Source organism: Massilia sp. LXY-6, from assembly GCF_051233485.1.
GTDB lineage: Bacteria > Pseudomonadota > Gammaproteobacteria > Burkholderiales > Burkholderiaceae_D > Telluria.
The window spans coordinates 39,290-65,034 of sequence record NZ_JBKFGF010000015.1; the positions used below are offsets into that span (position 1 = coordinate 39,290).

27 protein-coding genes are annotated in these 25,745 nt (G+C 65.0%); 18 read left to right on the forward strand and 9 right to left on the reverse strand.

What is annotated here, in order from left to right; genetic code table 11:
- The first annotated feature begins 2 nt into the window (after positions 1 to 2).
- From glyA to ACI48D_RS07870, 8 genes are all read left to right on the forward strand, one after another.
- The gene (glyA, locus tag ACI48D_RS07835; RefSeq protein WP_435570716.1) at positions 3 to 1,256 is read left to right on the forward strand and encodes a serine hydroxymethyltransferase; all 1,254 of its coding nucleotides are present in this window, start codon (positions 3 to 5) and stop codon (positions 1,254 to 1,256) included.
- An 80-nt stretch (positions 1,257 to 1,336) separates the two neighbouring features.
- Positions 1,337 to 2,758, forward strand: a complete 1,422-nt coding sequence (locus tag ACI48D_RS07840) for an amino acid permease (RefSeq protein WP_435570658.1) — start codon at positions 1,337 to 1,339, stop codon at positions 2,756 to 2,758.
- Positions 2,759 to 2,764: 6 nt separating this feature from the next.
- Positions 2,765 to 4,141 (forward strand): L-serine ammonia-lyase, encoded by a 1,377-nt coding sequence (locus tag ACI48D_RS07845; RefSeq protein WP_435570659.1) that lies wholly within the window; start codon positions 2,765 to 2,767, stop codon positions 4,139 to 4,141.
- Positions 4,125 to 5,303 (forward strand): glycine cleavage system aminomethyltransferase GcvT, encoded by a 1,179-nt coding sequence (gcvT, locus tag ACI48D_RS07850; protein ID WP_435570660.1) that lies wholly within the window; start codon positions 4,125 to 4,127, stop codon positions 5,301 to 5,303. The genes ACI48D_RS07845 and gcvT overlap by 17 nt, the downstream gene beginning before the upstream one ends.
- A gap of 16 nt (positions 5,304 to 5,319) precedes the next feature.
- A complete protein-coding gene (gene lipA, locus ACI48D_RS07855) occupies positions 5,320 to 6,282 on the forward strand; it encodes a lipoyl synthase (protein WP_435570661.1) in 963 nt (320 codons plus the stop codon).
- Positions 6,283 to 6,326: 44 nt separating this feature from the next.
- Positions 6,327 to 7,205: a formyltetrahydrofolate deformylase gene (purU, locus tag ACI48D_RS07860; protein WP_435570662.1), complete on the forward strand. Its 879-nt coding sequence runs from the start codon at positions 6,327 to 6,329 to the stop codon at positions 7,203 to 7,205.
- A gap of 26 nt (positions 7,206 to 7,231) precedes the next feature.
- The gene (locus tag ACI48D_RS07865; protein WP_435570663.1) at positions 7,232 to 7,663 is read left to right on the forward strand and encodes a dihydroneopterin aldolase; all 432 of its coding nucleotides are present in this window, start codon (positions 7,232 to 7,234) and stop codon (positions 7,661 to 7,663) included.
- Positions 7,664 to 7,865: 202 nt separating this feature from the next.
- Positions 7,866 to 8,888: a porin gene (locus ACI48D_RS07870; RefSeq protein ID WP_435570664.1), complete on the forward strand. Its 1,023-nt coding sequence runs from the start codon at positions 7,866 to 7,868 to the stop codon at positions 8,886 to 8,888.
- A gap of 69 nt (positions 8,889 to 8,957) precedes the next feature.
- Here ACI48D_RS07870 and ACI48D_RS07875 read toward each other — a convergent pair whose 3' ends face one another.
- Both ACI48D_RS07875 and ACI48D_RS07880 read right to left on the reverse strand, forming a co-directional pair.
- The gene (locus ACI48D_RS07875) at positions 8,958 to 10,556 is read right to left on the reverse strand and encodes a methyl-accepting chemotaxis protein (protein ID WP_435570665.1); all 1,599 of its coding nucleotides are present in this window, start codon (positions 10,554 to 10,556) and stop codon (positions 8,958 to 8,960) included.
- 159 nt (positions 10,557 to 10,715) lie between these two features.
- Positions 10,716 to 11,678, reverse strand: a complete 963-nt coding sequence (locus ACI48D_RS07880) for a methyltransferase (protein ID WP_435570666.1) — start codon at positions 11,676 to 11,678, stop codon at positions 10,716 to 10,718.
- Positions 11,679 to 11,871: 193 nt separating this feature from the next.
- Between ACI48D_RS07880 and ACI48D_RS07885 the strand changes: the two genes are divergently transcribed.
- From ACI48D_RS07885 to ACI48D_RS07905, 5 genes are all read left to right on the forward strand, one after another.
- Positions 11,872 to 12,057 (forward strand): hypothetical protein, encoded by a 186-nt coding sequence (locus tag ACI48D_RS07885; RefSeq protein WP_435570667.1) that lies wholly within the window; start codon positions 11,872 to 11,874, stop codon positions 12,055 to 12,057.
- Positions 12,058 to 12,071: 14 nt separating this feature from the next.
- Entirely contained in the window at positions 12,072 to 12,944 is an 873-nt protein-coding gene (ypfJ, locus tag ACI48D_RS07890; RefSeq protein ID WP_435570668.1) for a KPN_02809 family neutral zinc metallopeptidase, read from the forward strand.
- A 217-nt stretch (positions 12,945 to 13,161) separates the two neighbouring features.
- Entirely contained in the window at positions 13,162 to 14,346 is a 1,185-nt protein-coding gene (locus ACI48D_RS07895) for a zinc-dependent alcohol dehydrogenase (RefSeq protein WP_435570669.1), read from the forward strand.
- Between the two features lie 9 nt (positions 14,347 to 14,355).
- On the forward strand, positions 14,356 to 14,931 hold the full coding sequence (locus tag ACI48D_RS07900; protein ID WP_435570670.1) for a hypothetical protein: 576 nt from the start codon (positions 14,356 to 14,358) through the stop codon (positions 14,929 to 14,931).
- Positions 14,932 to 15,092: 161 nt separating this feature from the next.
- A complete protein-coding gene (locus tag ACI48D_RS07905; protein ID WP_435570671.1) occupies positions 15,093 to 16,898 on the forward strand; it encodes a M4 family metallopeptidase in 1,806 nt (601 codons plus the stop codon).
- Between the two features lie 21 nt (positions 16,899 to 16,919).
- On the opposite strand, the gene ACI48D_RS07910 is transcribed toward ACI48D_RS07905, so the two are convergent.
- From ACI48D_RS07910 to ACI48D_RS07920, 3 genes are all read right to left on the reverse strand, one after another.
- The gene (locus tag ACI48D_RS07910) at positions 16,920 to 17,273 is read right to left on the reverse strand and encodes a hypothetical protein (protein ID WP_435570672.1); all 354 of its coding nucleotides are present in this window, start codon (positions 17,271 to 17,273) and stop codon (positions 16,920 to 16,922) included.
- Positions 17,274 to 17,528: 255 nt separating this feature from the next.
- The gene (locus ACI48D_RS07915) at positions 17,529 to 18,281 is read right to left on the reverse strand and encodes a M23 family metallopeptidase (RefSeq protein WP_435570673.1); all 753 of its coding nucleotides are present in this window, start codon (positions 18,279 to 18,281) and stop codon (positions 17,529 to 17,531) included.
- Between the two features lie 24 nt (positions 18,282 to 18,305).
- Positions 18,306 to 19,514: a L,D-transpeptidase family protein gene (locus ACI48D_RS07920; RefSeq protein WP_435570674.1), complete on the reverse strand. Its 1,209-nt coding sequence runs from the start codon at positions 19,512 to 19,514 to the stop codon at positions 18,306 to 18,308.
- 129 nt (positions 19,515 to 19,643) lie between these two features.
- On the opposite strand from ACI48D_RS07920, the gene ACI48D_RS07925 reads away from it, so the two are divergent.
- Positions 19,644 to 19,940 (forward strand): 2Fe-2S iron-sulfur cluster-binding protein, encoded by a 297-nt coding sequence (locus ACI48D_RS07925; RefSeq protein ID WP_435570675.1) that lies wholly within the window; start codon positions 19,644 to 19,646, stop codon positions 19,938 to 19,940.
- Between the two features lie 10 nt (positions 19,941 to 19,950).
- Here the strand turns inward: ACI48D_RS07925 and ACI48D_RS07930 are convergent, their stop codons facing one another.
- Positions 19,951 to 20,850: an alpha/beta hydrolase family protein gene (locus ACI48D_RS07930; RefSeq protein WP_435570676.1), complete on the reverse strand. Its 900-nt coding sequence runs from the start codon at positions 20,848 to 20,850 to the stop codon at positions 19,951 to 19,953.
- 150 nt (positions 20,851 to 21,000) lie between these two features.
- On the opposite strand from ACI48D_RS07930, the gene ACI48D_RS07935 reads away from it, so the two are divergent.
- Together ACI48D_RS07935 and ACI48D_RS07940 are read left to right on the forward strand one after the other, a co-directional pair.
- Positions 21,001 to 21,183: a hypothetical protein gene (locus ACI48D_RS07935; RefSeq protein WP_435570677.1), complete on the forward strand. Its 183-nt coding sequence runs from the start codon at positions 21,001 to 21,003 to the stop codon at positions 21,181 to 21,183.
- A gap of 100 nt (positions 21,184 to 21,283) precedes the next feature.
- A complete protein-coding gene (locus ACI48D_RS07940; protein WP_435570678.1) occupies positions 21,284 to 21,460 on the forward strand; it encodes a hypothetical protein in 177 nt (58 codons plus the stop codon).
- A gap of 18 nt (positions 21,461 to 21,478) precedes the next feature.
- Here ACI48D_RS07940 and ACI48D_RS07945 read toward each other — a convergent pair whose 3' ends face one another.
- Positions 21,479 to 21,685, reverse strand: coding sequence for a hypothetical protein (locus ACI48D_RS07945; protein ID WP_435570679.1), 207 nt, complete (start codon positions 21,683 to 21,685; stop codon positions 21,479 to 21,481).
- A 214-nt stretch (positions 21,686 to 21,899) separates the two neighbouring features.
- On the opposite strand from ACI48D_RS07945, the gene ACI48D_RS07950 reads away from it, so the two are divergent.
- Positions 21,900 to 22,037 (forward strand): hypothetical protein, encoded by a 138-nt coding sequence (locus tag ACI48D_RS07950; protein WP_435570680.1) that lies wholly within the window; start codon positions 21,900 to 21,902, stop codon positions 22,035 to 22,037.
- A 59-nt stretch (positions 22,038 to 22,096) separates the two neighbouring features.
- Positions 22,097 to 22,468 (forward strand): hypothetical protein, encoded by a 372-nt coding sequence (locus ACI48D_RS07955; protein WP_435570681.1) that lies wholly within the window; start codon positions 22,097 to 22,099, stop codon positions 22,466 to 22,468.
- 28 nt (positions 22,469 to 22,496) lie between these two features.
- On the opposite strand, the gene ACI48D_RS07960 is transcribed toward ACI48D_RS07955, so the two are convergent.
- Positions 22,497 to 22,727 carry a hypothetical protein gene (locus ACI48D_RS07960; protein WP_435570682.1) on the reverse strand — a complete coding sequence of 77 codons (231 nt, stop codon included), beginning with the start codon at positions 22,725 to 22,727 and terminating at the stop codon, positions 22,497 to 22,499.
- Between the two features lie 126 nt (positions 22,728 to 22,853).
- Entirely contained in the window at positions 22,854 to 25,697 is a 2,844-nt protein-coding gene (locus tag ACI48D_RS07965) for a bifunctional diguanylate cyclase/phosphodiesterase (RefSeq protein WP_435570683.1), read from the reverse strand.
- Between the last annotated feature and the right edge of the window lie 48 nt (positions 25,698 to 25,745).

Here is a 25,745-nt window from a genome sequence, read left to right on the forward strand (position 1 = left end):
ATATGTTGAACAAGCAAGCAAGCATCGCCGATTTCGACCCTGATCTGTGGGGCGCCATCGAGGCCGAGCGCCGCCGCCAGGAAAACCATATCGAACTCATCGCATCGGAGAACTACACCAGTCCGCGGGTGATGCAGGCCCAGGGTACGGTACTGACCAACAAGTATGCGGAGGGCTACCCGGGGAAACGCTATTACGGCGGCTGCGAGCACGTCGATGTTGTCGAGCAGCTCGCGATCGACCGGGTCAAACAGCTGTTCGGCGCCGGCTGGGCCAACGTCCAGCCGCACTCGGGTTCGCAGGCCAATGCCGCAGTCTACCTGGCGCTGCTGCAGCCGGGAGACACGATCCTTGGCATGAGCCTGGCGCATGGTGGTCACCTGACCCATGGCGCGAAGGTGAATTTCTCGGGGAAGTTATTCAACGCGGTGCAGTACGGGGTGACCGACGACGGCGTGATCGACTATGACACCGTCGAAACCATGGCGCTCGAATGCAAGCCGAAAATGATCGTTGCCGGCTTCTCCGCTTATGCGCGCCAGCTTGATTTCGCACGCTTTCGTGCGATTGCGGACAAGGTTGGCGCCTTGCTGTTCGTCGACATGGCACACGTGGCCGGCCTGGTCGCCGCGGGACTGTATCCCAACCCGGTGCCTTTTGCCGACATCGTCACCAGTACCACGCACAAGACCCTGTGCGGTCCGCGCGGCGGCATCATCCTCGGTCGCGCAAATGCCGACCTGGAAAAGAAAATCGCGTCGATGGTATTCCCCGGCACCCAGGGTGGCCCACTGATGCACGTGATCGCCGCGAAGGCTGTCGCGTTCAAGGAAGCGCTGGAGCCGGCTTTCATCGATTACCAGAAACAGGTGATCGCCAATGCCCGCGCAATGGCTGCCGTATTCGTCGAGCGCGGTTACCGGATTGTCTCGGGCGGCACCGACGACCATCTGTTCCTGGTCGACCTGATCGCCAAGGGCATTACCGGCAAGGCAGCCGACGCGGCACTCGGCGCGGCGCACATCACGGTCAACAAGAATACCGTGCCGAACGATCCGCAGTCTCCGTTCGTCACCAGTGGAATCCGGATCGGATCGCCGGCGGTCACGAGCCGCGGTTTCGGGATCCCCGAAGTCAGGGCGCTGGCCGGCTGGATCTGCGACATCCTGGATGACATCGACAACACGGCGGTCAACGATGCGGTGCGCGCCAAGGTCAGCGACCTGTGCGCTCGTTTCCCGGTGTACGGCAACTAAAACAAACACGGCAAATGCGATGCCTGCGGGCGTCGCTGCCTTCTACCGGGTTGCAGTCATATCAACGAGGAGGAGACCAGATGAGACACATCAACAAAATGCTCGATGAAGAGCAGCGACACGAAGGCAAGGACCTCGAGCGCGGCCTCAAGGACCGCCACATCCAGCTCATCGCCATCGGCGGCGCGATCGGGGTCGGGCTGTTTCTTGGCTCGGCAAAGGCGATCAGCAAGGCCGGCCCGGCGTTGCTGTTGACGTATGCGTTCGCCGGACTCGCCATATTTTTCATCATGCGGGCATTGGGCGAGCTGTTGATTCACTGCCCGGTCGCCGGTTCGTTTGCCACTTACGCCGAAGAGTACGTCAGCCCGTGGGCAGGCTTCGTCACCGGCTGGACCTACTGGTTCACGTGGATCGTCACCGGCATGGCGGAACTCACCGCCGTCGGCGTATATTTTCACTACTGGTTCCCGGACATTCCGCAGTGGATACCGGCGCTGGTGACGCTGGTCGTGCTGTACGGGACGAACCTGGTCGCGGTGAAGGTGTTCGGCGAGATGGAGTTCTGGTTCGCCCTCGTCAAGGTAGTCACGATCGTTGCGATGCTGGTGATCGGTCTCGCGGTGATCCTGTTTCACCTCGGCGACCTGGGTAAGACCGCGAGCTTTTCGAACCTGTGGTCGTATGGCGGATTTGCGCCGATGGGCATGGTCGGGGTCGTACTGACCTTGCAGATCGCGTGCTTTGCGTATACCGGGGTCGAACTCATCGGCGTCACCGCGGGCGAAGCGAAGAATCCCGAGCGCGTCCTGCCGCACGCCATCAACAGCGTGACCTGGCGTATCCTGATTTTCTACATTGGCGCGCTGGTCGTGATCATGTCGCTGGTGCCATGGAACGAACTCAATCCGAACATGAGTCCGTTCGTGACCGTGTTCGAGAAGATCGGCATCCCGGCCGCCGCCGGCATCATCAACTTCGTCGTGATCACGGCCGCGGCCTCGTCCTGCAACAGCGGCATCTTCAGTACCGGCCGGATGCTCTATACGCTGGCGCAGTTCAAGCAGGCTCCCGCCGCATTCGGCAAGGTCAGCAAGAGCCATGTTCCCGCCGCGGCAATCACGCTGTCCGCTGCGTTCATGCTGGTCGGCGTCGCGCTCAACTATCTGGTTCCGGAACAGGTGTTCACCTACGTCACCAGCGTGGCGACCGTCGGCGCCGTATGGACCTGGGGCATCATCGTCTGGGCGCATCGCAAGTATCGCCAGGCTGTCAAGCAGGGCCGCGCCGGCGCGGTGTCCTTCCGCATGCCATGCGCGCCGTGGGCGAACTGGTTCGTCCTCGGGTTCCTGGCCCTGGTGGTCGTGTTCCTGGGGCTGGACGCCGGCACCCGCGTCGCACTCTACGTCGCCCCAGTGTGGTTCGCGCTGCTCACGGCGGGATACCTGATCTCCAAATCCCGCGCCACCCAGGGCGCGCTTACTGCCAACACTTCGAGGTAATCCACCATGGCCATCAGCGTGTTCGATCTATTCAAGATCGGTATTGGACCATCCTCCTCGCATACAGTCGGACCGATGCGGGCTGCCCAGGTTTTTGTGAACGGACTGAAAGATGCCGGCCTGCTGGCCCAGGTGGCGAGCGTCAGGGCGGAGCTATTCGGCTCGCTGGGCGCTACCGGCAAGGGTCACGGCAGCGACAAGGCCGTGCTGCTTGGCCTGGAGGGGCAAGTACCGGATCGCGTCGATCCGGACCTGATCCCCGCCGCCCTGGCACGCATCCGCCGCGAGCAATGCATCATGCTGTGCGGAACGCACCCGATCCGCTTCGTCGAGCGCGAACATCTGCTGATGTATCGCCGGTCGCTGCCGTTTCACCCGAACGGGATGCAGTTCAGCGCCTGCGATGCGACAGGAACAGTGGTTGCAAGCAAGATTTACTACTCGGTCGGCGGCGGTTTCGTTGTCGACGAGAGAGCTGCCGGTGCCGATCGCATCGTGGCCGACACGACCGCACTGGCGCACCAGTTCAAGTGCGGCGACGAGTTACTGGCGATTTGCCGCGACAAGGGCTTATCGGTCAGCCAGCTGATGCTGGAGAACGAGCGCGCCTGGCGCAGCGAAGAGGAAACCCGTGCCGGACTGCTCGACATCTGGGATGTGATGCAGAAATGCGTGCGCCGCGGCTGCGAACAGGAAGGCACCATGCCCGGCGGTCTGCAGGTCAAGCGGCGCGCCCCGGGACTCTACCGCAAGCTTTCTGGCCAGAACGAAGCTGCCATGCGTGACCCGCTGGCGGTCATGGATTGGGTGAATCTCTACGCGCTGGCGGTGAACGAGGAAAATGCCGTGGGCGGGCGCGTCGTCACCGCACCGACCAACGGCGCGGCCGGGATCGTACCGGCGGTACTGCACTACTACACCCGTTTCTGCCACGGCGCTAACGACGAAGGCGTGATCCGCTTCCTGCTTACCGCCGCGGCAATCGGGATTCTTTATAAGGAGAACGCGTCCATTTCCGGCGCCGAAGTCGGCTGCCAGGGCGAGGTCGGCGTGGCCTGCTCGATGGCGGCGGGCGCGCTGGCGGAAGTGCTGGGCGGTACGGTGGAACAGGTCGAAAATGCCGCTGAAATCGGCATGGAACACAACCTCGGCCTGACCTGCGACCCGGTCGGCGGCCTGGTGCAAGTGCCATGCATCGAGCGCAATGCGATGGGTTCGATGAAGGCGATCAACGCCGCCCGCCTGGCGCTCCACGGTAACGGCAAGCATTTCGTATCGCTCGACCAGGTCATCAAGACGATGCGCGAGACCGGCGCCGACATGAAGCTGAAATACAAGGAGACCGCGCGCGGCGGCCTTGCTGTCAATGTCATCGAATGCTGATGGCCATCCACTCCACCGACAAGGAAGAAAATTGAGCGACGACCACACCGACGCACCCCAGTTGCGCACCCCGCTGTACGACCTGCACCTGTCCCTCGGCGCCAGGATGGTGCCATTCGCCGGCTATGCCATGCCGGTGCAGTACCCCACCGGAATCATCAAGGAGCACGTCCACACCCGCACCCAGGCGGGCCTGTTCGATGTCTCGCACATGGGGCAGGTGCGCCTGTCCGGACCCGATGCCGCCGCCGCACTGGAAACGCTGGTGCCGGTGGATATCATCGACCTGCCGGAGGGTAGCCAGCGCTATGCCCTGTTCACCAACGAGCGCGGCGGCGTGATGGACGACCTGATGGTCGCCAACACCGGCGACAGCCTGTTCGTGGTGGTCAATGCCGCGTGCAAGGAGCAGGATATCGCGCACATGCGCCGATACCTCGCCGGCCGCTGCCGCATCGAGGTGCTCGAAGATCGTGCCTTGCTTGCGTTACAGGGCCCGGCCGCCGCCGCCGTGATGGCGCGGCTGGCGCCGGAAACGGCAACGATGGTCTTCATGACGACCGCCACCGTCGCCCTGGTCGGTGCCGAATGCATCATCAGCCGTTCGGGGTACACCGGAGAGGACGGTTTTGAAATATCGGTACCGGCTGACAGGGCGGAAGCGCTGGCGCGTGAATTGCTGAGCCAGCCTGAAGTGGCGCCTATCGGCCTCGGCGCGCGCGATTCGCTGCGCCTGGAAGCAGGCCTGTGCCTGTATGGTCACGATCTCGACGCAGCCACATCACCCGTCGAGAGCAGCTTGTTGTGGGCGCTGTCGAAATCGCGCCGCGCCGATGGGGCGCGTCCCGGCGGCTATCCCGGGGCCGACCTTGTGCTCGGCCATATTGCCGGCGGCGTCGCCCGCAAGCGTGTCGGGCTGCGCCCGAATGCCCGAGTGCCGGTGCGCGAGGGTACCGAGCTGGTCGATGCCGGCGGCCGCAAGGTCGGCATCGTCACGAGCGGCGGCTTCGGGCCGACGGTGGAGGCCCCGGTTGCAATGGGCTATGTCGACACCGCGCTGGCCAAACCGGGCACTGCCTTGTCGGCGATGGTGCGTGGCAAAGCGGTGCCGGTCGAGGTCGCCACCATGCCTTTCGTGCCGCAGCGTTACTACCGTGGTTGACGGAGAAAGAGTCATCATGCAAACACCAGGCAAACCACAGGCCGGCGTCAAACTGCGCGGCGCCGAAAAAATGGCACGGCTACCGATCAAGATCATTCCGATCAAGCAGGCTGAATTGTTGCGCAAGCCGGAATGGATTCGCGCGGCTTTCCGCGGCACGAAAAATGTGCGTGAACTGACCGGCGCGCTACGCGAGAACCGCTTGCACACGGTGTGCGAAGAGGCCAATTGCCCGAACCTTGGCGAATGCTTCAATAAGGGTACGGCAACCTTCATGATCATGGGCGCCATTTGCACGCGGCGCTGTCCGTTCTGCGACGTCGGTCATGGCCGCCCGCTGGCGCTCGACCCCGAGGAGCCTGCGAACCTGGCACGCACAGTCGCCGCGATGCGGCTCAAATACGTCGTCATTACCTCGGTCGACCGCGACGACCTGCGCGACGGCGGGGCGCAGCATTTTGCCGACTGCATACGAGCGGTGCGGGCGGCCAGCAACGGTATCACCGTCGAGGTGCTGACGCCGGATTTCTGCGGTCGCGCCGATCTCGCGCTGCAATTGCTCGGTACCGAGCCGCCGGATGTCTTCAATCACAATATCGAGACGGTGCCGCGACTGTATCGGGAAGTGCGCCCCGGCGCCGCCTACCTGCATTCGCTGCAATTGCTTGCAGACTTCAAGGCACGGCATCCGGCCATCGCCACCAAATCGGGACTGATGCTGGGGGTAGGCGAGACGCGCGAGGACATCGAGGCGACCATGCACGACCTGCGCGCGCATGCGGTCGATATGCTGACCATCGGGCAGTATCTGCAACCGAGCCTGCATCACTTGCCGGTACGCCGTTACGTGACGCCGGCCGAATTCGAGGAGTTGCGCTTGCTGGGAGAGCGCATGGGATTCCGGCATGTCGCATCCGGCCCGATGGTGCGCTCGTCGTACCACGCCGACCAGCAGGCCCATTCAGCGGGGGCTGGCTGAGCTCTGCCCGCCCCACGTATTCCCTACAAGACGAGAGTATTGCCATGCCATCCACCACGCCGGTAGCCGTACCGGAATACATCCTCACCGTGACATGCCGCAGCGCGAAAGGGCAGGTTGCCGCGATCTCCGGGTTCCTCGATAGCCGCGGCTGCTACATCAAGGAATTCGAGGTGTTCGACGACGAACTGGAAGACTGTTTCTTTGTCCGTTGTGTTTTCAGGGGCGAACGCGGGCAGACGCCGCCACTGGTCTCGCTGCGCGAGGCATTCGCACCGATAGCGGCGCGCTTCGGCATGCAGTGGGCCTTGCACGATGAGACCAGGCTGCCGCGCGTCCTGATCATGGTGTCGCGCTTTGACCACTGCCTGAATGACTTGCTGTATCGCTGGCGCATGGGCGAGTTGCGCATGGAAATTCCTGCGGTGGTGTCGAACCACCCGGATCTTGCCCCGCTGGCCGAGGCCGCCGGATTACCTTTCCATTATCTGCCGGTGAATGCGGACAAGCGCAGTGAACAGGAGGCGCGACTGGTCGAGCTGATCGACAGCACGGGTTCCGAACTGGTCGTGCTTGCCCGTTACATGCAAATTCTTTCGCCAGCGCTGTGCGCGCATCTTGCCGGACGTGCGATCAATATCCATCATTCATTTTTGCCGGGCTTCAAAGGTGCAAAACCCTATCATCAGGCTCATGCACGCGGCGTCAAGCTGATCGGCGCTACCGCCCACTATGTCACTACCGATCTCGATGAAGGCCCGATCATCGAGCAGGTCGTGGAACGCGTGAAGCATAGCCACCGGGCCGAAGACTTGCTGGCGGTCGGGCGCGACATGGAGTGCCTCGCATTATCGCGTGCCGTGCGCTATCACATCGAGCAGCGGGTGTTCCTGAACGGCGGCAAGACCGTCGTCCTGAACTGATCTTGCAAGCAAGGGCAGATTCCACCATGAACCAGATATTCATCGATGATATCCGTACACTTGCCCAGATCGGCATTTATCCACACGAACTGACCGGCAGCCAGATGGTGTCGATCAGCCTGCGCCTGGGTATCGGCGGACAGGCCGCACATAGCGACCGCATCGAAGACACGATCGATTATGCGGTGCTGGTCGAACGTTTGCGCGCCGTCCTGGCGCAACGCCGTTTTGGCCTGCTCGAACATCTGGCCGAATATCTTGCACGCCTGATCTTCGACGAATTCTGTCCGCTCTGGCTCACATTGACGCTGCATAAACCGGATGTGTTGCAGGGAGTCGGCCGGGTCGGCATCCAGATCAGCCGGACTTTCGAGCAGCACATTGCCGGTGCCGCATCCAAGGTTTCGCCGGACCGCCTGACGCCCGTGCCATTCGAACTGGCCGCAACAGGGAAGTAAGACAAACGGTCCTGCCAGCGTAACTAAAAAGACCTCAGACATCGCCTGAACGACCCGAAGGCGGCATGGTCGAGTCACGCCTGTGCCGTCCGCGATCCGGACGGCCAAGGCATCGCCGCGCCACCGTTCCGGGGTCGAGGCATCCCGCACCCGCCGACATGCCGGCAGGAAGTTTACGACAACGATCATAAGGATGACACACATGGGAAAGCCGTTTTACGTCGCTGCAGTCATGTCTTTGTTCGCAGCCACTGCTGCCTCTGCACAGTCTTCCGCCACCGTCTACGGTATCGTGGATGCAGGTTTGACGCGTGAAAGCGGCGCCTCCGGCTCGATCACGAAACTGGCAACCGGCGTGCAATCGGGCAATCGCCTGGGCTTCAAAGGCACTGAGGAGCTCGGCAATGGCCTGAAGGCGAATTTCCAATTGGAAAGCGGTTTCGATCTCGACACCGGTACGAGCCGCCAAGGCGCGTTGTTCGGTCGCCAGGCATATGTCGGGTTGTCCGGCCTCTTCGGCGCAGTCAACCTGGGCCATCAATACGACCCGATCTACCTGTCGCTGGATTCGATCGATCCGTTCGGCCTCGGCTTGCCCGGCCAGGTCGCCAACCTGATGAATACTAGCAATATCCGCACTGACAACGCCATTACCTACTCGTCAGTGCCAGTGCACGGCTTCAGTTTCAATGGCCTGTACGGCATGGGTGAAATGCCAGGCAATCGCAGCGCCAATAAAACCCTGGGCGCATCGGCGAACTACATCAACGGTCCTGTGTTCGCAACCCTGGCTTACGACAAGCTCAACAACGATTCCCGCAATCCCGCCAGCGCCGGCCATCGACTCGTGTTGCTGGGCGCAACCTACAACCTCGGCCCGGTGCTTGCCCATGCCGGCGTCGAAACGGAAAAAGGTATTGGAGCAAGCGATGCCGACTTCCGCAGCATCATGGTCGGCGCTTCCATCCCGGTCGGCCGAGGCAGCATCATGGCGTCCGTCATCAGCAAGACCGACCGGTGCAAAGCCAACCGTGGCGCAAAACAAGTCGGCATCGGTTACCTCTACAGTCTGTCGACGCGTAGCAAGCTGTACACCTCGTACGCGCGCATCGACAACCAGAATGCCGCCAGCTACGCCGTAGGGGATGCATCGGGCGGCGGTTCGGCCGTGGAACGAGGCCAGGCCTCGAGCGCCTTCACGGTCGGCATGAACCACAAGTTCTGAACCCGCCGCAGGTACGATCGAATGCTGCACACCGGTTGTTCGCAAAGGCGGCGGCAGGCCTTGGAGCCCCTATACCCTCAATCGCTTCGTCGGCGCAGCAACCGCCGGCGCCGCCGCACCCACCTTGAACACGCTCACCAGCTTGGCCAGCTCGCTCGCCTGCTGCTGCATCGCCTGCGCCGCCGCCGCCGCTTCCTCGACCAGCGCCGCGTTCTGCTGGGTCACCCCATCCATGTCCATGATGGCGCGGTTGGCCTGTTCGATGCCGTGCGTCTGTTCGAGCGTGGCGGCGCTGATGTCCGCCATGATGTCGGCCACCTTGCCGATACTGTCGACGACTTCGCTCATGGTCATGCCGGCCTGGTTGACCAGGCGGCTGCCGGTGTCGACCTTGTCGACCGAATCGTCGATCAGCGCCTTGATTTCCTTGGCCGCGGCCGCCGAGCGCTGGGCCAGGTTGCGCACTTCCGAGGCCACGACCGCGAAGCCGCGGCCCTGTTCGCCGGCGCGTGCCGCTTCCACCGCCGCGTTCAGCGCCAGGATATTGGTCTGGAAGGCGATCCCGTCGATCACCGAGATGATGTCCACGATCTTCTTCGAGGAGTCGTTGATCGAGCCCATGGTGTCCACCACCTGCGCCACCACCTCGCCGCCGCGCGCCGCCACGCTCGACGCCGTGCGCGCCAGCGCGTTGGCGGTGTGGGCGTGATCGGCGTTCTGTTTCACGGTCGAGGTCAGCTCTTCCATCGTCGACGCGGTCTCTTCCAGCGAGCCCGCCTGGACTTCGGTGCGGGCCGACAGGTCGGCGTTGCCGCTCGCGATTTCGCCGGACGCATGGGCGATGTGGTGGGTGGCCTCGCGCACGTGGCCGACCAGGTCCGCCAGCCTGGCGCGCATGCTCTCCATCGCGAACAGCAGGCTGCCGCGGTCGCCCTCGCGCAGCGCCACCCGCACGTCCAGCTCGCCGTTGGCGATGCGGCCGGCGATGTCGGCCGCGTAGCCGGGTTCGCCGCCCAGCTGGCGCAGCAGGCTGCGCGTGATCAGCCAGGCCATGGCGCCGCCCAGCAGCAGGGCGGTGAGGGTGATCAGCAGGGTCTGGCGGCGCGCCGCCTGGTGCGCCGCGGCCGCTTCATGTGCGGCGGCGTCCACCTGTTGTTCGAGCAGGCCCACCATGTCGTCCATGGCGACGACGGTCCGGGTCTGCAAGGGCTGCAGTTCGTTCAGCAGCACGTGGTTCGATTCCTCGCGCTGGCCGGCCTTGACCAGTGCCGTCATCTTGGTGACGACGTTGACCGAGGCGGCACGCTCGGTCACGATCTTGTCGAGCGCCGCCTTCTCGGCCTCGTTGGAGATCCTGGCCGACAGCTTGTCGAACAGGACGGCGTACTCGGCGCGGTTGGCCGCCAGGCGCTTGTTCTCGGCGTCGATCTCGGCCGGGTCGCTCATCAGCGCGATGTTGCGGCCGTTGATGATCGCATTCATCACCGACTGCCGCATGCCCGCCACCAGCCTGGCCTTGGCGTTGTCGCTGTCGACGATCTTGTTCATTTTTTCCTGCATCGTGGCCATGTTGGCGACGCCGTTGATGGCCAGCGCCACCATCAGGATGAGCACGATGGAAAACGCGAGCGCGAGCCGCGCCCATACCTTGAGCTTGGTAATCTTCATAGGGATTCAGCAGTGATGCCGACGGCCGCGGAGGGCGGCCTGGCGTTGAACGAGGTGCGGGCGATTATATGATGCAATGGAAGTTGCCGAATGGGAATTTCCGCGCTTGATTACAAACTGGTAATGAATCTGTGGTTTTCTTTCGACGGCGCCCTATCTTCAGCGCTGCTTCACCGCATGCAGCCACACCGCGGCGATGCGCTCCACCTGCTCGTAACCGTCGCAGTCCAGCTGGCCGCCAAAGATATCCGGGTCCAGCTCCTCGTAGCGCCATTCCTCGCAGGCCGCGTCCAGCAGCGGGCGGATCGTGGCCAGGAAGCGGTCTTCGCCGTCGACCATGGCGACTCCCGTGTACAGCAGCAGGCTGCCGCCCGGATGCAGGCGCGCCAGGGCGGCCTTCACGATCTGGATCGACAGTTCGGCGCCATGCTCGCCGCCGCCGTGGCGGTAGGGCAGTTCGTCCGGATCGAGGATATAGGGCGGGTTCGACATCACCAGGTCGAAGTGGCCGTCGACGCCGTCCAGCAGGTTGCTGCGGCAGGGGATGAGTTTCGTGGCGCCGTTCAGCTCGGCGTTGACCTCGGTGAGCGCGAGCGCATCGGCGTTGATGTCGGTGCCGTAGACGGTGGCGTCGGGGCAGCACAGGGCCAGTTCGATCGCGCCCGGTCCGGCGCCGCAGCCGATGTCGACCGCGCGCCGGACCGGACGGCGCAGCAGCGGCGAGGCCAGCGCGCGCCTGAGGGCGGCGATGTAGCGGTAGGTGTCCGGACCGAAGAACACGGCGTCGTCGTCGCTGGTCGGCCAGGCGGAGTGAAAGTAGAGCCGGCGCCCGATGGTCGAGGCGCGCACGCGCGCGCGCCGGCCGGCCTCGCCATCCTGCTCGACATCCTCGCGCAACCCGGCCTCGAGCAGCTGTGCGTCGATTTCCGCCGGCAGCACGCCGTCGCGGTAGGGACGGCTCCAGCCGAGCACGCCGCGCAGGTCGTGCGCCCAGGCGTTTTCCGGGCGGCGGTTGACGCGCCGGTGGGTAGCCGGGGTGACGGTGATGAAGCGGTAATCCTGGCCAAGCAGCTGGCGGCCGAGGGCGGTAAGGGCGGATGGGGAGCGCAGGGTCAGGGTCATGGCGCCAGCATGGGCTCGGGACGGGAAGGAATCCGTGCGTCAGCGTACATAGCGCCGGCTTCCGCTAGAATCCTGATTGTGCGGAAAAAGCCGATGCACTATGTGAAGGCTCGTACATACCCGGCGGGCATGCCCGCGCATACTGCAGGAACGGGCTGGGCGATGGCGCCCGGCCACTCCATCAAGGATTGCCATGAACACCACATTGCCCAACGATTCCCTCAAGGCCCGACTGGAGCGCGAAGTCGAACGCGAGCGCCACGAGCGCCAGCTGCACGACGAGCGGCGCGCCGGTATCGCGGCCGATGAGGAATTCCGTAACAAGGATGTCCGCGAGCAGGCGGGCGCGGTGGGCCTGAAGCGGACCGCCGGACGATAAGCAAGGAGAACGATATGCGTTGGGAAGGGAATGAAGAGAGCAGCAATGTGGAAGACCGCCGCGGCGGCGGAGGCGGAGGCGGCTTCGGCATCGGCGGCGGCACCGTGGGGATCGGGACGATCGCCATCGCGCTGCTCGGTTCCTGGTTCTTCGGGGTTTCGCCCGGCACCATCCTGAACCTGCTGTCCGGCGGCGGTTCGCCGGCCCATGTCCAGCAGGCGCCTTCGCATCCGCCGGCCAACGATCGCGAGACCAAGTTCGTGCTCACGGTGCTGCGCTTTACCGAAACCACCTGGACCCAGATCTTCAAGGCCAATGGCGCGACCTATACGCCGCCGACGCTGGTCCTGTACGACAACCGCACGCCGACCCAGGGTTGCGGCACCGGCGAGTCCGCCGTCGGCCCGTTCTATTGCCCGGCCGACCGCAAGGTCTACCTCGACCTGTCCTTCTTCAACCTGATGCAGCAGCGTTTCCACGTCGGCGGCGAATTCACCCAGGCCTACGTGATCGCGCACGAAGTCGGCCACCACGTGCAGAACCTGCTGGGTATCTCCGGCAAGGTCGACAGCATGCGCCGGCGCCTGTCCGAGACCGAGGCCAATGCGCTGTCGGTGCGCGTGGAACTGCAGGCCGACTGCTTCGCCGGCGTCTGGGCTTACCACACCAACGAGGCCAAGCAGATCATCGAGCAGGGCGACGTCGAGTCGGCCCTGGCCGCGGCCAGCGCGATCGGCGACGACGCGCTGCAGCGCCAGTCGCGCGGCGAGGTCGTGCCGGATTCGTTCACGCACGGTACCTCGGCGCAGCGGGTTCGCTGGTTCACGAAAGGATTGCAGACCGGCTCTGTCGACCAATGTAATACCTTCGAGGCACGTCAGTTGTAGCAGCCACGTACCTGTCCCCTTGAATGGCCGCCATTGTGCGGCCATTTTCATTTCTGAAAAATAAGAAATTTCCTTTTAAAAACAAATACATAAGAATTTGTCGAGAAACCTGTGTTCGTTTCCGTGCGCGTATCGCCTTTCTTGGCGTTTTGACATAACTTCTTGTCCAAGTGCCCGTTCTTGAGCTGCGGGCCGTCAACCAATCCGAGGAGGACATATGCTGGCAATGAATTACCGGGGGCCATATCGCGTCCGTGCCGATCACAAGCCCGATCCCGTCATCGAACATCCTGGCGACGCCATCGTGCGCGTGACGCGTACCTGTATCTGCGGTTCCGACCTGCACCTGTACCATGGCATGGTGCCCGATACGCGCGTCGGCCATACCTTCGGCCACGAGTTCATCGGCGTGGTCGAGGACGTCGGTTCGGACGTGCGGACACTGAAAGTGGGCGACCGGGTGATGGTGCCGTTCAACCTGTTTTGCGGCTCCTGCTTCTACTGCCAGCACGAACTGTACGGCAACTGCCACAACACGAATCCGGAAGCGACCGCGGTCGGCGCCATCTATGGTTATTCGCACACGGCCGGCGGCTACGACGGCGGCCAGGCCGAGTACGTGCGCGTGCCGATGGCCGACGTCGGCCCGATGCTGATCCCGGACGACATCCACGACGACGACGCGGTGCTGCTCACCGACGTGACGCCGACCGGCTACCAGGCGGCCGAGATGGGCGACATCAGCGAAGGCGACACCGTGGTGATCTTCGGTGCCGGTCCGATCGGCATCCTGGCCGCCAAGTCGGCCTGGCTGATGGGGGCGGGACGCGTGATCGTGGTCGACGAGGTCGAGTACCGCCTGGAGTTCGTCAAGCGCTGGGCCCAGTGCGAGGTGGTCAATTTCCGCGAGGTCGAGGACATGGCCGAGCACATCAAGAAGATGACGGACTGGATGGGCGCCGACGTCTGCATCGACTGCGTGGGCGGCGACGCCGCCGGCTCGATCGCGCAAACGCTCACCGGCCGCCTGATGAAGGCGCAAGCCGGCTCGTCCACCGTGCTGCACTGGTGCATCAACTCGGTGCGCAAGGGCGGCAACGTGTCGATCGTGGGCGTGTACGGCCCGACCTTCAATATGGTCCCGATGGGCAATGTGCTGAACAAGGGCCTGACGATCCGCGCCAACCAGGCCAGCGTGAAGCGCCACCTGCCGCGCCTGATCGAGCATATCCGCGAAGGGCGCCTGAGCCCGAAGGACATCATCACCCACCGCGTGCCGCTCGAAGAAATCGCCGACGCCTATCACATCTTCTCCAGCAAACTCGACAACTGCATCAAGACCGTCCTGATCCCGCCGCGCGCCCACGAGGTCCGCGCGGTCCAGGCCAGCGCAATGCAATAAGGAGATCACATGCAAACTTCCGACCAAGTCAACCCGGATTCGCACCAGCACCACCACAGCGGCCACGCCGACGAGCACCAGGACGACTATCCGATGGTCCCGCAGCGGCCCAGCCGCGAACAGCTGGCCCACATCAAGGGCTGGGGCGCCGACCTGGACCGCAAGAACCGTCCTGGCGTGCCGATGGAACGCACCCCGCCGCGCTTCATCCACGCGCACGAAGGCAAGCTGCCGCAGCAGCCGGAAAACGTCGAGGTGCTGGTGTCGACCGAGCGCCCCGGCATCACGCCGATCTTCGGCACCGCCCAGCCGCCCAAGGGCCTGTCCGGCATGATGCGCCGCCTGGCCTTTCGCTGGTCCGAAAACGACATGCGCCACTGGCTGATCCTGTTGGCGGCCGACCGCGTGAACGTGGTCGAGGGCATCGGCGAGGACCTGGCGCAGGGCAAGGTACCGAATGTGCTGGCCGAGATGGGTATCAAGGCCGAGTGGCAACACAACAAGGCCGGGCTGGTGAAGAAGGCGGCCATCGCCACCGCGGTGGTCGGTACCGCGGTGTACCTGATGCGCCGCCGCGACCGTTGACGAAATACCTATAGTAGCGTCTCGCGATACGCCCCACAGCGCTTCCCGCCGCTGTGGGGCTTTTTGTTTCTGAGCAAATCCTTTCCTGAAAGCTCGTCCACACTCTGATGGTGCCCAAAGCAGAGCTTGCTTAAGGCCGCCCAACCGATTGGAGACGAGAGATGAACCAGCGTTCCCTCACACTTCTGGCGGCGTCGATCGGCGCCGTTTCCTCTTTAACGTGCTTCCCCGGCACCGCGCATGGCGCCGCGCCGCTGCCGAACACGATGATGAGCGCGCCGATAGTGGCCACGCCGCAGTCGAAGACCGGCATCGTGGCTCAGCTCGAGGCACGCCGGGCCCAGCGCGGCCTCGACGCACGCCACGGCTTCACGGTCCTGGTCCAGCATCCCGGCATGCAGGGCACCCAGGTCGCGCGCGTCGCCCATACCTGGAAGGGCGTGCCGATCTTCGGCTCGGAATCGGTGCTGGTGCTGGACCCGAGCGGGCGCATCCAGTCCGAGTCGGCATCGGAACGCCGCACCGGCCTCGGCAAGAATATGGGTGGCAGCACGGGCACCGGCGCGGCCGCGGCCGCCGGTCCGGGCACCGACTTCAGCGTGGTCCCGGTGATCTCTCCCAAGCAGGCGATCGACGCGGCGCTGGGCAGCCTTGGCGCGGATGCACGCCACGCGACCCCGCCGAGCGCCGAGCTGATCATCTATCCGGTCCTGCGCATCGAGCGCACCGCCGCCGCCCAGGACAAGCCGGAGGTCGAGCTCAACGCCCTCGACGTCCAGGAAGTCGTCGACCATTACGAGCTCGCCTACCTGGTCCACACCCGCATGCACGTGGGCGACCAGCCGGTCTACCACGACACCGTGGTGAGCGCGCGCGACGGCCACATCCTCGACCAGTGGAACATGCTGCAGACCGTGGCCGGGGTGGGCAAGAGCCAGTACAACGGCGAGGTGCCGATCAACACCACCCTGGTCGACGGCAAGTACAAGATGGTCGACGACAGCCGCGGCACCGGCGGCATGTTCGGGGCGATGGCGATCACCAATGCCAACCACGGCAGCACCGCCGGCAGCGTCTACGTCAACGACACCAACACCTGGGGCGACGGCAAGAACTATGTGTCGGGCGGCTCGACCCTGGATGCCAACGGCCAGACCGCCGCGGTGAATGCCATGTGGGGCCTGATGAACACCTACGACACCCTGAAGAACGTCTTCGGCTGGCAGTCGCTGGACGGCCACAACACGGCAACCTATATCGCCGCGCACGTCAACACCGCCTACGACAACGCCTACTACAGCGACACCTGTCGCTGCATGTTCATCGGCGACGGCTCCAGCTTCACCAGCCTGGGCTCGATCGACGTGATCGGCCACGAGATGGGCCACGGCGTGACGGCCGCCACCTCGAACCTGACCTACTCGGGCGAGTCGGGCGGGCTGAACGAGTCGAGTTCCGACATCAACGGCGAAGTGGTCGAAGCCTATGCGCGCGCGGGAGGGAAGGGCGAGACCATTCCCGCCACCGGCAACGACTGGGTGCTGGGCAAGGAGATCAGCAAGAGCGGCACGCCGCTGCGCTGGATGTACAAGCCGAGCAAGGACGGCAGCAGTCCGGATGCCTGGAGCAGCTCGCTCAGGCGCATCGACGTCCACTACAGCAGCGGGCCGAACAACCGCATGTTCTACTTCCTGTCGCAAGGGTCGAACGCGGACAAGGCCAGCGACTACTACAGCAAATACCTGGTCAAGGCGCCGGCGGCGATGAGCGGCATCGGCCTCGACAAGGCTTACCGCATCTGGTTCAAGGCGAACACCACCAAGTTCACCTCGAGCACCAACTATGCCGATGCGCGCGCCAAGATGATCGAGGCGGCCGAGGAACTCTACGGCAAGGGCGGCAAGGAAGCCATCGCCGTGCAGCGCGCCTACGCGGCCATCAACGTCGGCGCCGACGTCGACGAGTGAGGGCGGGGCCGCCGGGCTTGTCTACTGCACCGACGCTGCGTTCAGAGCGGCCCGGCAGATTCGGGCCGCCTGCAGTCCCAGCCAGACGGCGTTCGTCCAGAAGAAGACATAAGGCAGGGCGACCACGGCCATGCCCAGGTAGAACGACAGCAGGATCGTGAGCGCGCCGCAGAACGCGGCGAGAACGAAGCTCATCCCATGCCGTGCGGCCGTTTCCGAGGTGCCGGCCCCGAAGCCGATCAGAAGGGCGATGGCGAGGCAGATGGCAATGTGGGTGGCCGAGGCAATTCCGGAAAAGCCATGGTACAGGCGGGCGAGGACGACGACCGTCACCAGGTATCCGCCCAGGAAAACGGAAAGTTGGCGTAATTTCATTGAAAAATCAGGTAGTTATGACATCGTGCGGTCAACGTGCCAGACGATGCCGATGCAGTACTGCAGTATACATGCACCTAAGAAATCCTGCCGGGGCCAACATGCAGGTGGTAGCCGCAGGGATGCGACTGGCCTGTTCGCCGTCGCAGACAGCCCACGTCCGCGGCCATCAAGGCCGGCGCCGACATCGACGAGTAAAGGGCGGGGGCGCCCGGCCTGTTGACTGCGCCAGCAGCGGACTTGCCTCCCGGGTCCTCAGCGGCCTGCTGCGGAGGCGCCGCCGCCAGCGCTGACCAGCGTCGATCCTTGCACCAGCAGCGGATAAGGATTGACCGGCGTCCCTTTCCACCACTGCTTCTCGGGCGTCAGCTCGAACACGGCGAAATGCAGGTGCGGCGCGTTCGGGTCGGCGTTCCCGGACGTGCCGACATAGCCGATCGGATCGCCACGTTTCACTTCCATACCTTCCTTCAACCCCTCGGCATAGCGGTCCAGGTGGGCGTAGTAATAGGCGTATTTTTCGGTAGGATCGAACTGGTAGACGGTCAGGCCGCCCGGCTTGCTGGTGAACAGCTTGACGACCTTGCCGTCGGCCGTGGCCACCACCTTGGTGCCCTTGGGCGCTATGATGTCGAGCGCTTCATGGTGGCGCTCGGTGCCGCGCGGCTGGTCGAAGTTGTCCTTGATGTCCGCCAGGGACACGCCTTCGACCGGCACCACCAGCTTGCCCGACGGCAGGGACGGGACGCTCGTCCCCGCCGGCAAGGCCGTGGTGGATGGACGCAGCGGCAGGTCGAGTTCGGTCAGATCGGGCGTGACCTTCGGTGCGGGCGGCAGCTTGCCCTCGATGTCCGGCCCGGGCGGCGCGGGCAGCGAGCCCGTGGGAGGCGAGCCGGTAGCGGGCGCCTGGGCGAATGCCGGCGGCTCGTGGGGCATCTGGCGCAGCCAGGCGAACAGGCCGCCGGCGCCGACCAGCACGCCGAGCAGGAAGGTCAACAACCATCTCATTGCGATCTCCTTACGGTGAAAAGTTTACTCCTTCAATACGACTTCGGTGCCGGCCTTCACCAGGCCGGCCACTTCGGCCGCGCTCCAGTTGGTCAGGCGGATGCAGCCGTGCGACTCGGTCTTGCCGACCGAGCCGGGCACCGGAGTGCCGTGGATGCCGTAGTGGGGTTTCGACAGGTCGATCCACACCACGCCGACCGGGTTGTTGGGGCCGGCCGGGATCTTGGTCTTGGCGTCGCCCGGCTTGGCGTCCCAGAACAGTTTCGGGTTGTAGTGATAGGTCGGATTGCGCGCAATGCCGTCGATCTTCCATGTCCCGATCGGCAGCGGATCGTGCTCGCTGCCGGTCGACGACGGATACTGCGCCAGCACCTGTCCGGTCGCGTCCTCGAGCGTCAGGATATGCGCATCGCGCGAGACCACGATCCGGGCCGCCGGCGGCAGCGCCGGGGTGCCGGTCACGTTCGGCACCATGATCTGTTCGCCGGCGCGGGTCAGGTCCTTGCCGCGATTCAGCTTTTCGATCAGGCCGGGGCTGGCATGGAATTTCTCGCCCAGTTCTTCCTGCACGCTGGCATAGCCGAGGGAGGGCAGCTTGGCCTTTTCCATCATGTCCTCCGGGACCGGACGGAAGGGGCCGGCGACGTCGGCGTCCGCCAGCGTGTAGGCGATCATGGTCGGCGCGGTGTCGGCATTCAGCGCGTTCCAGGTGGCCTCGTCGAGCTTGCCGGTGACGGCAAGGTTGCGCGCCTTCTGGAAGCCCGACAGGGCCTGGCGCATGTTCGAACCGTAGGCGCCGTCGATCTCGCCCGGCGAGAAGTGGGCGCGGTCGAGCAGCACCTGGGCGCGCAGCAGGCGGTCGAATTCGGTGGCGGCCCCGGCTGGTGCGCCGGCGGGGGCGGGCGCTTGCACGGCCTGCTGTGGAAGCTGCTGGGCCGGCATCTGCGCGGCCGTCGACGGCTCTGCCGGCGCCGGCGTTGGAGCAGGCGCGGCGGCCGACTGCGTGGCGTTGGTCTGCGCGCGTGCCGCTGCGGCTGTCTGGGCGTTGGCGGCGTCGGCCGCCGCGACCCGCGCCTGTACGGCCGGCTGTGCGGTCGGCTGCTGGGCCTGTTGGGGAGCCTGCTGCGCCGCAGCGGCGGACTTGTTCTTGACGAGGTAAGCCTGCTGGGCGCCGGCGGCGGCGCATGCGCTGCCGACGAGGGCTGCCAGGATGGCGACGGCGATTTTTTTCATATTGGTTTCCCTGCATTTACTTACAGATAGAAACCTCAGCGTAGTGCCGGGCCGGGCAAGGGTCTGTGCGCGAACGAACCCATCGTTAGGCCGTCGTAAGGACGCTGCCGGGACGGTACAATCGCCATCATGACCGACTTCACGATCACCTTCCAGCCCTCCGGATGGACCATCCCCGCGCCCGCGGACACGACGATCCTGCATGCCGCCGAGCAGGCCGGCATCGACCTGCCCAGTTCCTGCCGCAACGGCACCTGCCGTACCTGCATCTGCCGCCTGGGCAGCGGCAGCGTGCACTACCTGGTCGAGTGGCCGGGCCTGTCCTTCGACGAAAAGCGGGAAGGCTACGTGCTGCCTTGCGTCGCCGTGCCGGAAGGCGACGTGACGGTCGAGCAGCGGCTGGCCAAGCGCCTCGCCTGGGACTGACAGCCCGGCATCAGCGGGCCGGCTGCAGTGCCGACTCGATTGCCTGCAGAACCCGCGGCCAGGCATGTGAGCTGGCCGCGACCTCGTCGTAGTGACTGGCGCCCGGCAGGATCACGACCTCGGCGGTATCGCCGGCGGCACGGGCGCGCGCCGCGAAATCGCGCGCCACGCGCGGCGGCGAAATACGATCCAGCTCGCCCGTCACCAGGATCGTGCGGCTGCCGTTCGGCAGCAGGTCGCCGGCATTCGTGTCGGAGAACACGTCGGGACGCTTGTCGCTGGGTGCGCCGGTCAACTGACCGATCTCGCGGTCGCAGCTGGACTTGATCAGGGCCTGCTCGCGGCGCAGGTCGGCCAGTCCGCCGAGGCTCACCACCTTGCGCACCGGCAGCGGATCCGGCAGGTACAAGGGACTGGACGCAGGGATGCGCGGCCGCCCCGCCATCCATTGCACCAGCTGGCCGCCGGCCGAGTGCCCGACCGCCACCAGCCGGTCCAGGTCGAGCGGGTAGCGATGCGCCTGCTGGGCCAGCATGGCGAGGGCCGCGTTCATGTCCTGGTAGGTGCCCGGATAACCGCCGCCCGCCTCGTCGACGCGCCGGTATTCGACGTTCCAGGACGCGATCCCGCGCTCCGCCAGCGCCGCGGCAAGATTGCGCAATTGCGTGATGCCACCGAATTCCTTGGTCCAGCAGCCGCCGTGCACCAGTACCGCCACCGGAAAGGGGCCGGGCCCGCCGGGCAGGAACAGTTCCGCGAACTGCGAGGGGGCGCTGCCGTAGGCGAAGGTGGCGTTGGGGACCGGGCCTTTCAGGGCCAGGTAATCGGCCAGCGTCATGGGTTTCGGCGCGGCGGCGCTGGCGCCGACGCAGGCGCCAGCGAGGATGAGGGGAAGCAAGCGGTGCAGCATGGGAGCGATCTTCCAATATAAAAACGGCAACAAGGCAATCATACCTTGGCCGCGCACGATTGAAAGCCGGCCCCGCTCCAACATGCTAGTCTGCGCCAAAACGTCATCCGTTTGTCACGTGTACACGCTTTCCATTTTAGGAGAATTGTTATGACCCAATCGAAATCCAGCGGCACCCAGAATAAACAGTCGGGCAACGATTCGGAAGAGGATCTGGCCAAGCGCCGCGCCGGCGTCAATCCGGACAAGAGCAGCCACAACGAAAAGACGACCATCAAGGCCGGCAAGGGCAAGGGCGCTGGCGGCGGAGCGAAGCAAAAGGAAGGCCGATGACGGGAGGCCTTCCGGCCGATAGCCGGGGGCCTTCCGGCCGATGAGTCACAGCGGCGCGGCTTGCATGGCCGCGCCGCTTGCACGATGGAGAAACAAAAGGATGAGTATCTTCGAACAAGAACCGAAGCCCGACCTGCGGGCCCACACCACGCCCGATCCGACGGATCCGGATCAGCCGCCACCGCAGCCGAGTCCCGATCCTGACGACGTGCCGGCGCCGTCGCGCGCCCCGGTCGAAGAACCCAGGGCGCCCCAGCCGCCGATCAAGGCGGACTAGGGCCAGCCCCGCGGCGGCTCAGGGCTTGCCCTGGCCGCCCTGCTGATTGCCGGGCTTGCCGGCATCCTGCTGACTGCCGCCGTCGCGCGGCAGCGGCGGAATCTCCTTGATCATCTCATTCGTTTCGTGCTGGCCCGGCGTGATTTCGCCGCTGCCGATATCGCCTTCGTGCATCATCGGCGGGCCTTTGGCGCCCGGGTCCGGCTGGGGGATCGAGGTATTCATGGTGCGCTCCTTGTGTAGTTGCGTTGTCGTATTGAGTGATCCTAACAGCCACGGGGGCCTCCCGGCGCCCGATACGGCGAGCGCCCAGGCATCCGAAGCGCATGCAAACGTTGCTTTATGGATACAAAATTTTCATTGTGTACGCTGGCGTACATAGCGCCTCGGGAAACTTTTTATAATGGCTCATCGGTCAACCATTTCCCGGGAGGACAGCATGGGCAGCACTTTGCATAACAAGATCTATCTCGGACGCGGCTCGGTGCTGGCGTCGCGGCGGGTGCGGGCGGCGCTGGCGCTGGGGGCGCTGGCCGGGGCCGGCCTGGTCTGGGCGGCGCTGCGCGTCTTGAAGTAAGTTGCGGGCGAGCCCAAGCCGCCTTACCATGGCGACCTTTGCTCCCAACGAAAGTTTGAATGAAGAACGAGAAACTGACGGGCGACGAATACGACGCCCTTGAACTCATCCGGCGCAGCGCCCGCACCGATCGGGTGAATGCCTGCGTCGGCCGCAACGCCAAACGCCTGTCCGGGTTGAAGCTGGTGCAGTATGCGAAGAATGGCAGCCTGTCGCTGACGGAGAAAGGGCAGGAAGTGCTGTTCCTGCGGCGTTGCGTCGAAGCGCTGCGCGCGCTGGAGCGGGATCCCGCGAGCGCGCTGGATGAGGATGTGGCGCAGTTCCTGAGCCGCAAGTCGCATATCGCCGCGCTCGAAGGCGGCGGCTATGCACTGACCGAGCGCGGCCGCGAATCGCTGGCCGACATCAGCTTGCAAGAGCCACGCAAATAAGCCGCGCCGCCAAGCGCGGCGCTGGAAATCAGTTTGCGCGGCGGCGGTGCGGATAGACCAGCGTGCGCACCGCGACCTCGGCCGGCACGTTCATCGCCGCCAGGAATTCGGCGGCGCGCTGCAGGCCCAGGGTCGGGATCGACGCGACCGCCTGGTTGACCAGGTCACGGGTGCGCATGTCGGTGCGCAGCTTGCGGTCCGCCACGCTCAGGGTGTCGTCCAATCCGCCCGCCTCATAGTTCATATCATCCCTCTTCATATTATTCGTAAATCACTGTTGCAAAAGATTTACGGCTATTGTAGGGGAACGATATTCTTTCTGCTACAAAAAATTGCGGATAAAACAAAGAATACAAGGCCTTAGCGGCCTTTGTTCAAGAAATTACTACGCAACAGCCGCTTGCGGCTCGTCTTCCAGCGCGGCCAGGCCGCGGCGCTGGCGCAGCAATTGCTCGAATTCCTGGGTCGGCAGCGGGCGCGAGAAGTAATACCCCTGCATTTCGTCGCAGCCCTGGTGGCGCAGGTAATCCAGCTGTTCGGCCGTCTCCACACCTTCGGCGATCACCGACAGGCGCAGGTTGTGCGCCAGCGCGATGATCGAGGCCACGATCGCGGCATCGTTGGCGTCGTGCGTGATGTCGTTGACGAAGGAACGGTCGATCTTCAGCACGTCGATCGGGAAGCGCGACAGGTAGGAGAAGCTCGAATAGCCGGTGCCGAAATCGTCGATCGAGAGCTTGATCCCGAGCGCCTTCATGCGGTGCAGCAGTTCCACGGCCGGCGTGACGTCGCTCATGAACAGGCTTTCGGTCAGCTCCAGCTCGAGGCAGGACGGATCCAGGCCGGTGTCAAGCAGCACCTGCTCGATGCCCGGCAACAGTTCGGTGGCGCTGAACTGGCGCGCCGACAAATTGACGGCAACCCGTAGCCGTCCCAGGCCGGCATCCTGCCAGACCTTGTTCTGGGCGCAGGCGGTGCGCATCACCCAGGCGCCGATCGGCACGATCAGGCCGGTGTCCTCGGCCACGCCGACGAAGCGCGAAGGCGGCACCATGCCCAGCTCCGGATGCTTCCAGCGGATCAGCGCTTCCATGCCGACGATCTGGCCGGTCTTCAGGTCGACCTGCGGCTGGTAGTGCAGCACGAATTCGTTGCGCTCCAGGGCGTTGCGCAGCGCGCTTTCGATGCGCACCCGCTCCAGCGACTCCTCGTTCATCGCCGGGGTGTAGAACTGGAAGTTGTTGCGGCCCAGCTTCTTGGCGCGGTACATCGCGATGTCCGCATGCTCGATCAGGCTCTCGGCCGGGGTGCCGTCGCTCGGATAGGCCGCCACTCCGATGCTGCAGGTGACGAAGAATTCCTTCGGCCCCAGCATCACCGGCTGGGCCACCGAATCCATCACGCGCTGCACGATGTCGCTGGAGAGCGGCTGGTCCTCGTGCTGCGACAGGATCACCACGAATTCGTCGCCCGACAGGCGCGCCACGGTGTCGGTGTCGCGCAGCGAGGAGCGCAGGCGCGCCGCCACCGTCATCAAGAGTACGTCGCCGGCCTTGTGGCCCATGCTGTCGTTGACGTACTTGAAGCGGTCCAGGTCGATCAGCATCACCCATACCGGATGGCCGCTGCGGGTCGCGTACGCCACCGCCTGGCCCAGGCGGTCCTGCAGCAGCGAGCGGTTCGGCAGGCCGGTCAGCACGTCGTGCTGGGCCACGTGATGCACGCGCTGCTCGGTGATCTTGCGCGCCGTGATGTCGCTGCCGGTGCCGCGGTAGCCGGTGAAGCGGCCGCCGTCGTCGAACATCGGCTGGCCGCTGACGCAGAACCAGCGTTCCTCGCCGTTGTCGTCGAGGGCGCGGTATTCGAGGTTCCTGAAGGGTTCGCGCGCTTCGATGGCGGCGATGTGCTCGCGCCCGGCGTCGTTGTCGGCCAGGCCGGCCACGAATTCCCAGCGCGTCTTGCCGAGGATGCGCTCGATCGCGATCCCGGATTTTTCGGTGAAGTGGCCGGTCATGGCGACGAAGCGCAGCCGCTCGTCCTGTTCCCAGTACCAGTCGGACGACATCGCCACCAGCTGGCGGAAGCGCTGCTCGCTTTCCTGCAACGCCTTCTCGGTGCGGCGCCTGGCCTGAACGTCGTCAATCAGGCGCTGGTTGCTCAGCTTCAGGTCGGCGGTGCGCTCGCGCACCAGTTCCTGCACCTTGCGCGCGCGCTGGCCGGCGGCCTGCACGAAGGCCGCCAGCAGCAGGGTCGAAAGCAGGCCGCCCGCCAGCAGCAGGGTCGAGGCCAGGTGGTCGGCCAACCAGGGCCGCGGCGCCGCGGCGGCTTCGACGGTCCAGGTCCGGCCGGCGGCCACGAAGCGGTCCAGCGCGTGCGCGCCAGGCCGGGCCAGCCAGCGCAGCGGCGGCAATTCCGGGGCGGCGGCCTCGCCCGCGTCGTGGTTGGCGTACACCATCGCGCCCGTGGCAGGCTGTTCGCCGATGTACAGCTTGAGCAGGATGCTGCGGTCTTCCAGCAGGCCGGCGCGCGCCAGGGTGGCGCGTGCCAAGGTCTGGATCTCGACCACCGCGGCGGTGTCGCCCAGCAGGCGCCCGGCCGGGCCGTACACCGGCATCACCACCTCGAAGCTGGGCGTGCCGAGCGGGTCCTGGGCCAGGCGCAGCAGGCCGGTGGCGGCGGCGCGTCCGTCGGCATGGGCGCGTTCCAGAGCCCGCGCCACTTCGCCGTTCTCGCCGACGTTCAGGCCGAAGGCCGGCTCGTTGCCCCGCATCGGTTCGAGGTAGTCGACCACGCTGTACTGGGCACGGCGCGGCGCCGGCACCAGTCGGCCGTCGACCATCTCGCGCAGGACGGTGCCGGGGCGGATCCGTTGCAGCTCGGCTTCGAGCGCGGCGCGGTCGGCGTCGGGCACGGCGCGGTGGAAGTTGAAGGCCTTGATATAGGGATTGCGCAGCAGGAGCGGGGTGGTGAAATCGTGGAACTGCGAGCGCGTCACCGGCTGCACGGTGGTAAACAGCTGGTTGGTGACGTTCAGGACCTCGATCGCCTCGTCCATGCCCTGGCGCAGGGCGGCCACGCGCACCTTGGCGCCCTGTTCGAAGGCCAGCGTCTTGTTGCCGATCTCGAGCCGGTTGACCGCGACGGTCAGCACGGCGGTCGTGGCCAGGCCACCCCCAAGCGTGAGGGCCGCTGCAAGCGTGAGCGATATCGGCAGTCGGCGACGCGGCATCCCGGATCCTATAAGAAAGTACTTGCCCAAAGGCATGAGAACGGCCAA

Bases quoted from the DNA above. Each gene is read 5' to 3' on its own strand.
- glyA (WP_435570716.1), top strand. From the start codon at position 3: ATGTTGAACAAGCAAGCAAGCATCGCCGATTTCGACCCTGATCTGTGG.
- ACI48D_RS07840 (WP_435570658.1), top strand. From the start codon at position 1,337: ATGAGACACATCAACAAAATGCTCGATGAAGAGCAGCGACACGAAGGC.
- ACI48D_RS07845 (WP_435570659.1), top strand. From the start codon at position 2,765: ATGGCCATCAGCGTGTTCGATCTATTCAAGATCGGTATTGGACCATCC.
- gcvT (WP_435570660.1), top strand. From the start codon at position 4,125: ATGTCATCGAATGCTGATGGCCATCCACTCCACCGACAAGGAAGAAAA.
- lipA (WP_435570661.1), top strand. From the start codon at position 5,320: ATGCAAACACCAGGCAAACCACAGGCCGGCGTCAAACTGCGCGGCGCC.
- purU (WP_435570662.1), top strand. From the start codon at position 6,327: ATGCCATCCACCACGCCGGTAGCCGTACCGGAATACATCCTCACCGTG.
- ACI48D_RS07865 (WP_435570663.1), top strand. From the start codon at position 7,232: ATGAACCAGATATTCATCGATGATATCCGTACACTTGCCCAGATCGGC.
- ACI48D_RS07870 (WP_435570664.1), top strand. From the start codon at position 7,866: ATGGGAAAGCCGTTTTACGTCGCTGCAGTCATGTCTTTGTTCGCAGCC.
- ACI48D_RS07875 (WP_435570665.1), bottom strand. From the start codon at position 10,556: ATGAAGATTACCAAGCTCAAGGTATGGGCGCGGCTCGCGCTCGCGTTT.
- ACI48D_RS07880 (WP_435570666.1), bottom strand. From the start codon at position 11,678: ATGACCCTGACCCTGCGCTCCCCATCCGCCCTTACCGCCCTCGGCCGC.
- ACI48D_RS07885 (WP_435570667.1), top strand. From the start codon at position 11,872: ATGAACACCACATTGCCCAACGATTCCCTCAAGGCCCGACTGGAGCGC.
- ypfJ (WP_435570668.1), top strand. From the start codon at position 12,072: ATGCGTTGGGAAGGGAATGAAGAGAGCAGCAATGTGGAAGACCGCCGC.
- ACI48D_RS07895 (WP_435570669.1), top strand. From the start codon at position 13,162: ATGCTGGCAATGAATTACCGGGGGCCATATCGCGTCCGTGCCGATCAC.
- ACI48D_RS07900 (WP_435570670.1), top strand. From the start codon at position 14,356: ATGCAAACTTCCGACCAAGTCAACCCGGATTCGCACCAGCACCACCAC.
- ACI48D_RS07905 (WP_435570671.1), top strand. From the start codon at position 15,093: ATGAACCAGCGTTCCCTCACACTTCTGGCGGCGTCGATCGGCGCCGTT.
- ACI48D_RS07910 (WP_435570672.1), bottom strand. From the start codon at position 17,273: ATGAAATTACGCCAACTTTCCGTTTTCCTGGGCGGATACCTGGTGACG.
- ACI48D_RS07915 (WP_435570673.1), bottom strand. From the start codon at position 18,281: ATGAGATGGTTGTTGACCTTCCTGCTCGGCGTGCTGGTCGGCGCCGGC.
- ACI48D_RS07920 (WP_435570674.1), bottom strand. From the start codon at position 19,514: ATGAAAAAAATCGCCGTCGCCATCCTGGCAGCCCTCGTCGGCAGCGCA.
- ACI48D_RS07925 (WP_435570675.1), top strand. From the start codon at position 19,644: ATGACCGACTTCACGATCACCTTCCAGCCCTCCGGATGGACCATCCCC.
- ACI48D_RS07930 (WP_435570676.1), bottom strand. From the start codon at position 20,850: ATGCTGCACCGCTTGCTTCCCCTCATCCTCGCTGGCGCCTGCGTCGGC.
- ACI48D_RS07935 (WP_435570677.1), top strand. From the start codon at position 21,001: ATGACCCAATCGAAATCCAGCGGCACCCAGAATAAACAGTCGGGCAAC.
- ACI48D_RS07940 (WP_435570678.1), top strand. From the start codon at position 21,284: ATGAGTATCTTCGAACAAGAACCGAAGCCCGACCTGCGGGCCCACACC.
- ACI48D_RS07945 (WP_435570679.1), bottom strand. From the start codon at position 21,685: ATGAATACCTCGATCCCCCAGCCGGACCCGGGCGCCAAAGGCCCGCCG.
- ACI48D_RS07950 (WP_435570680.1), top strand. From the start codon at position 21,900: ATGGGCAGCACTTTGCATAACAAGATCTATCTCGGACGCGGCTCGGTG.
- ACI48D_RS07955 (WP_435570681.1), top strand. From the start codon at position 22,097: ATGAAGAACGAGAAACTGACGGGCGACGAATACGACGCCCTTGAACTC.
- ACI48D_RS07960 (WP_435570682.1), bottom strand. From the start codon at position 22,727: ATGAAGAGGGATGATATGAACTATGAGGCGGGCGGATTGGACGACACC.
- ACI48D_RS07965 (WP_435570683.1), bottom strand. From the start codon at position 25,697: ATGCCGCGTCGCCGACTGCCGATATCGCTCACGCTTGCAGCGGCCCTC.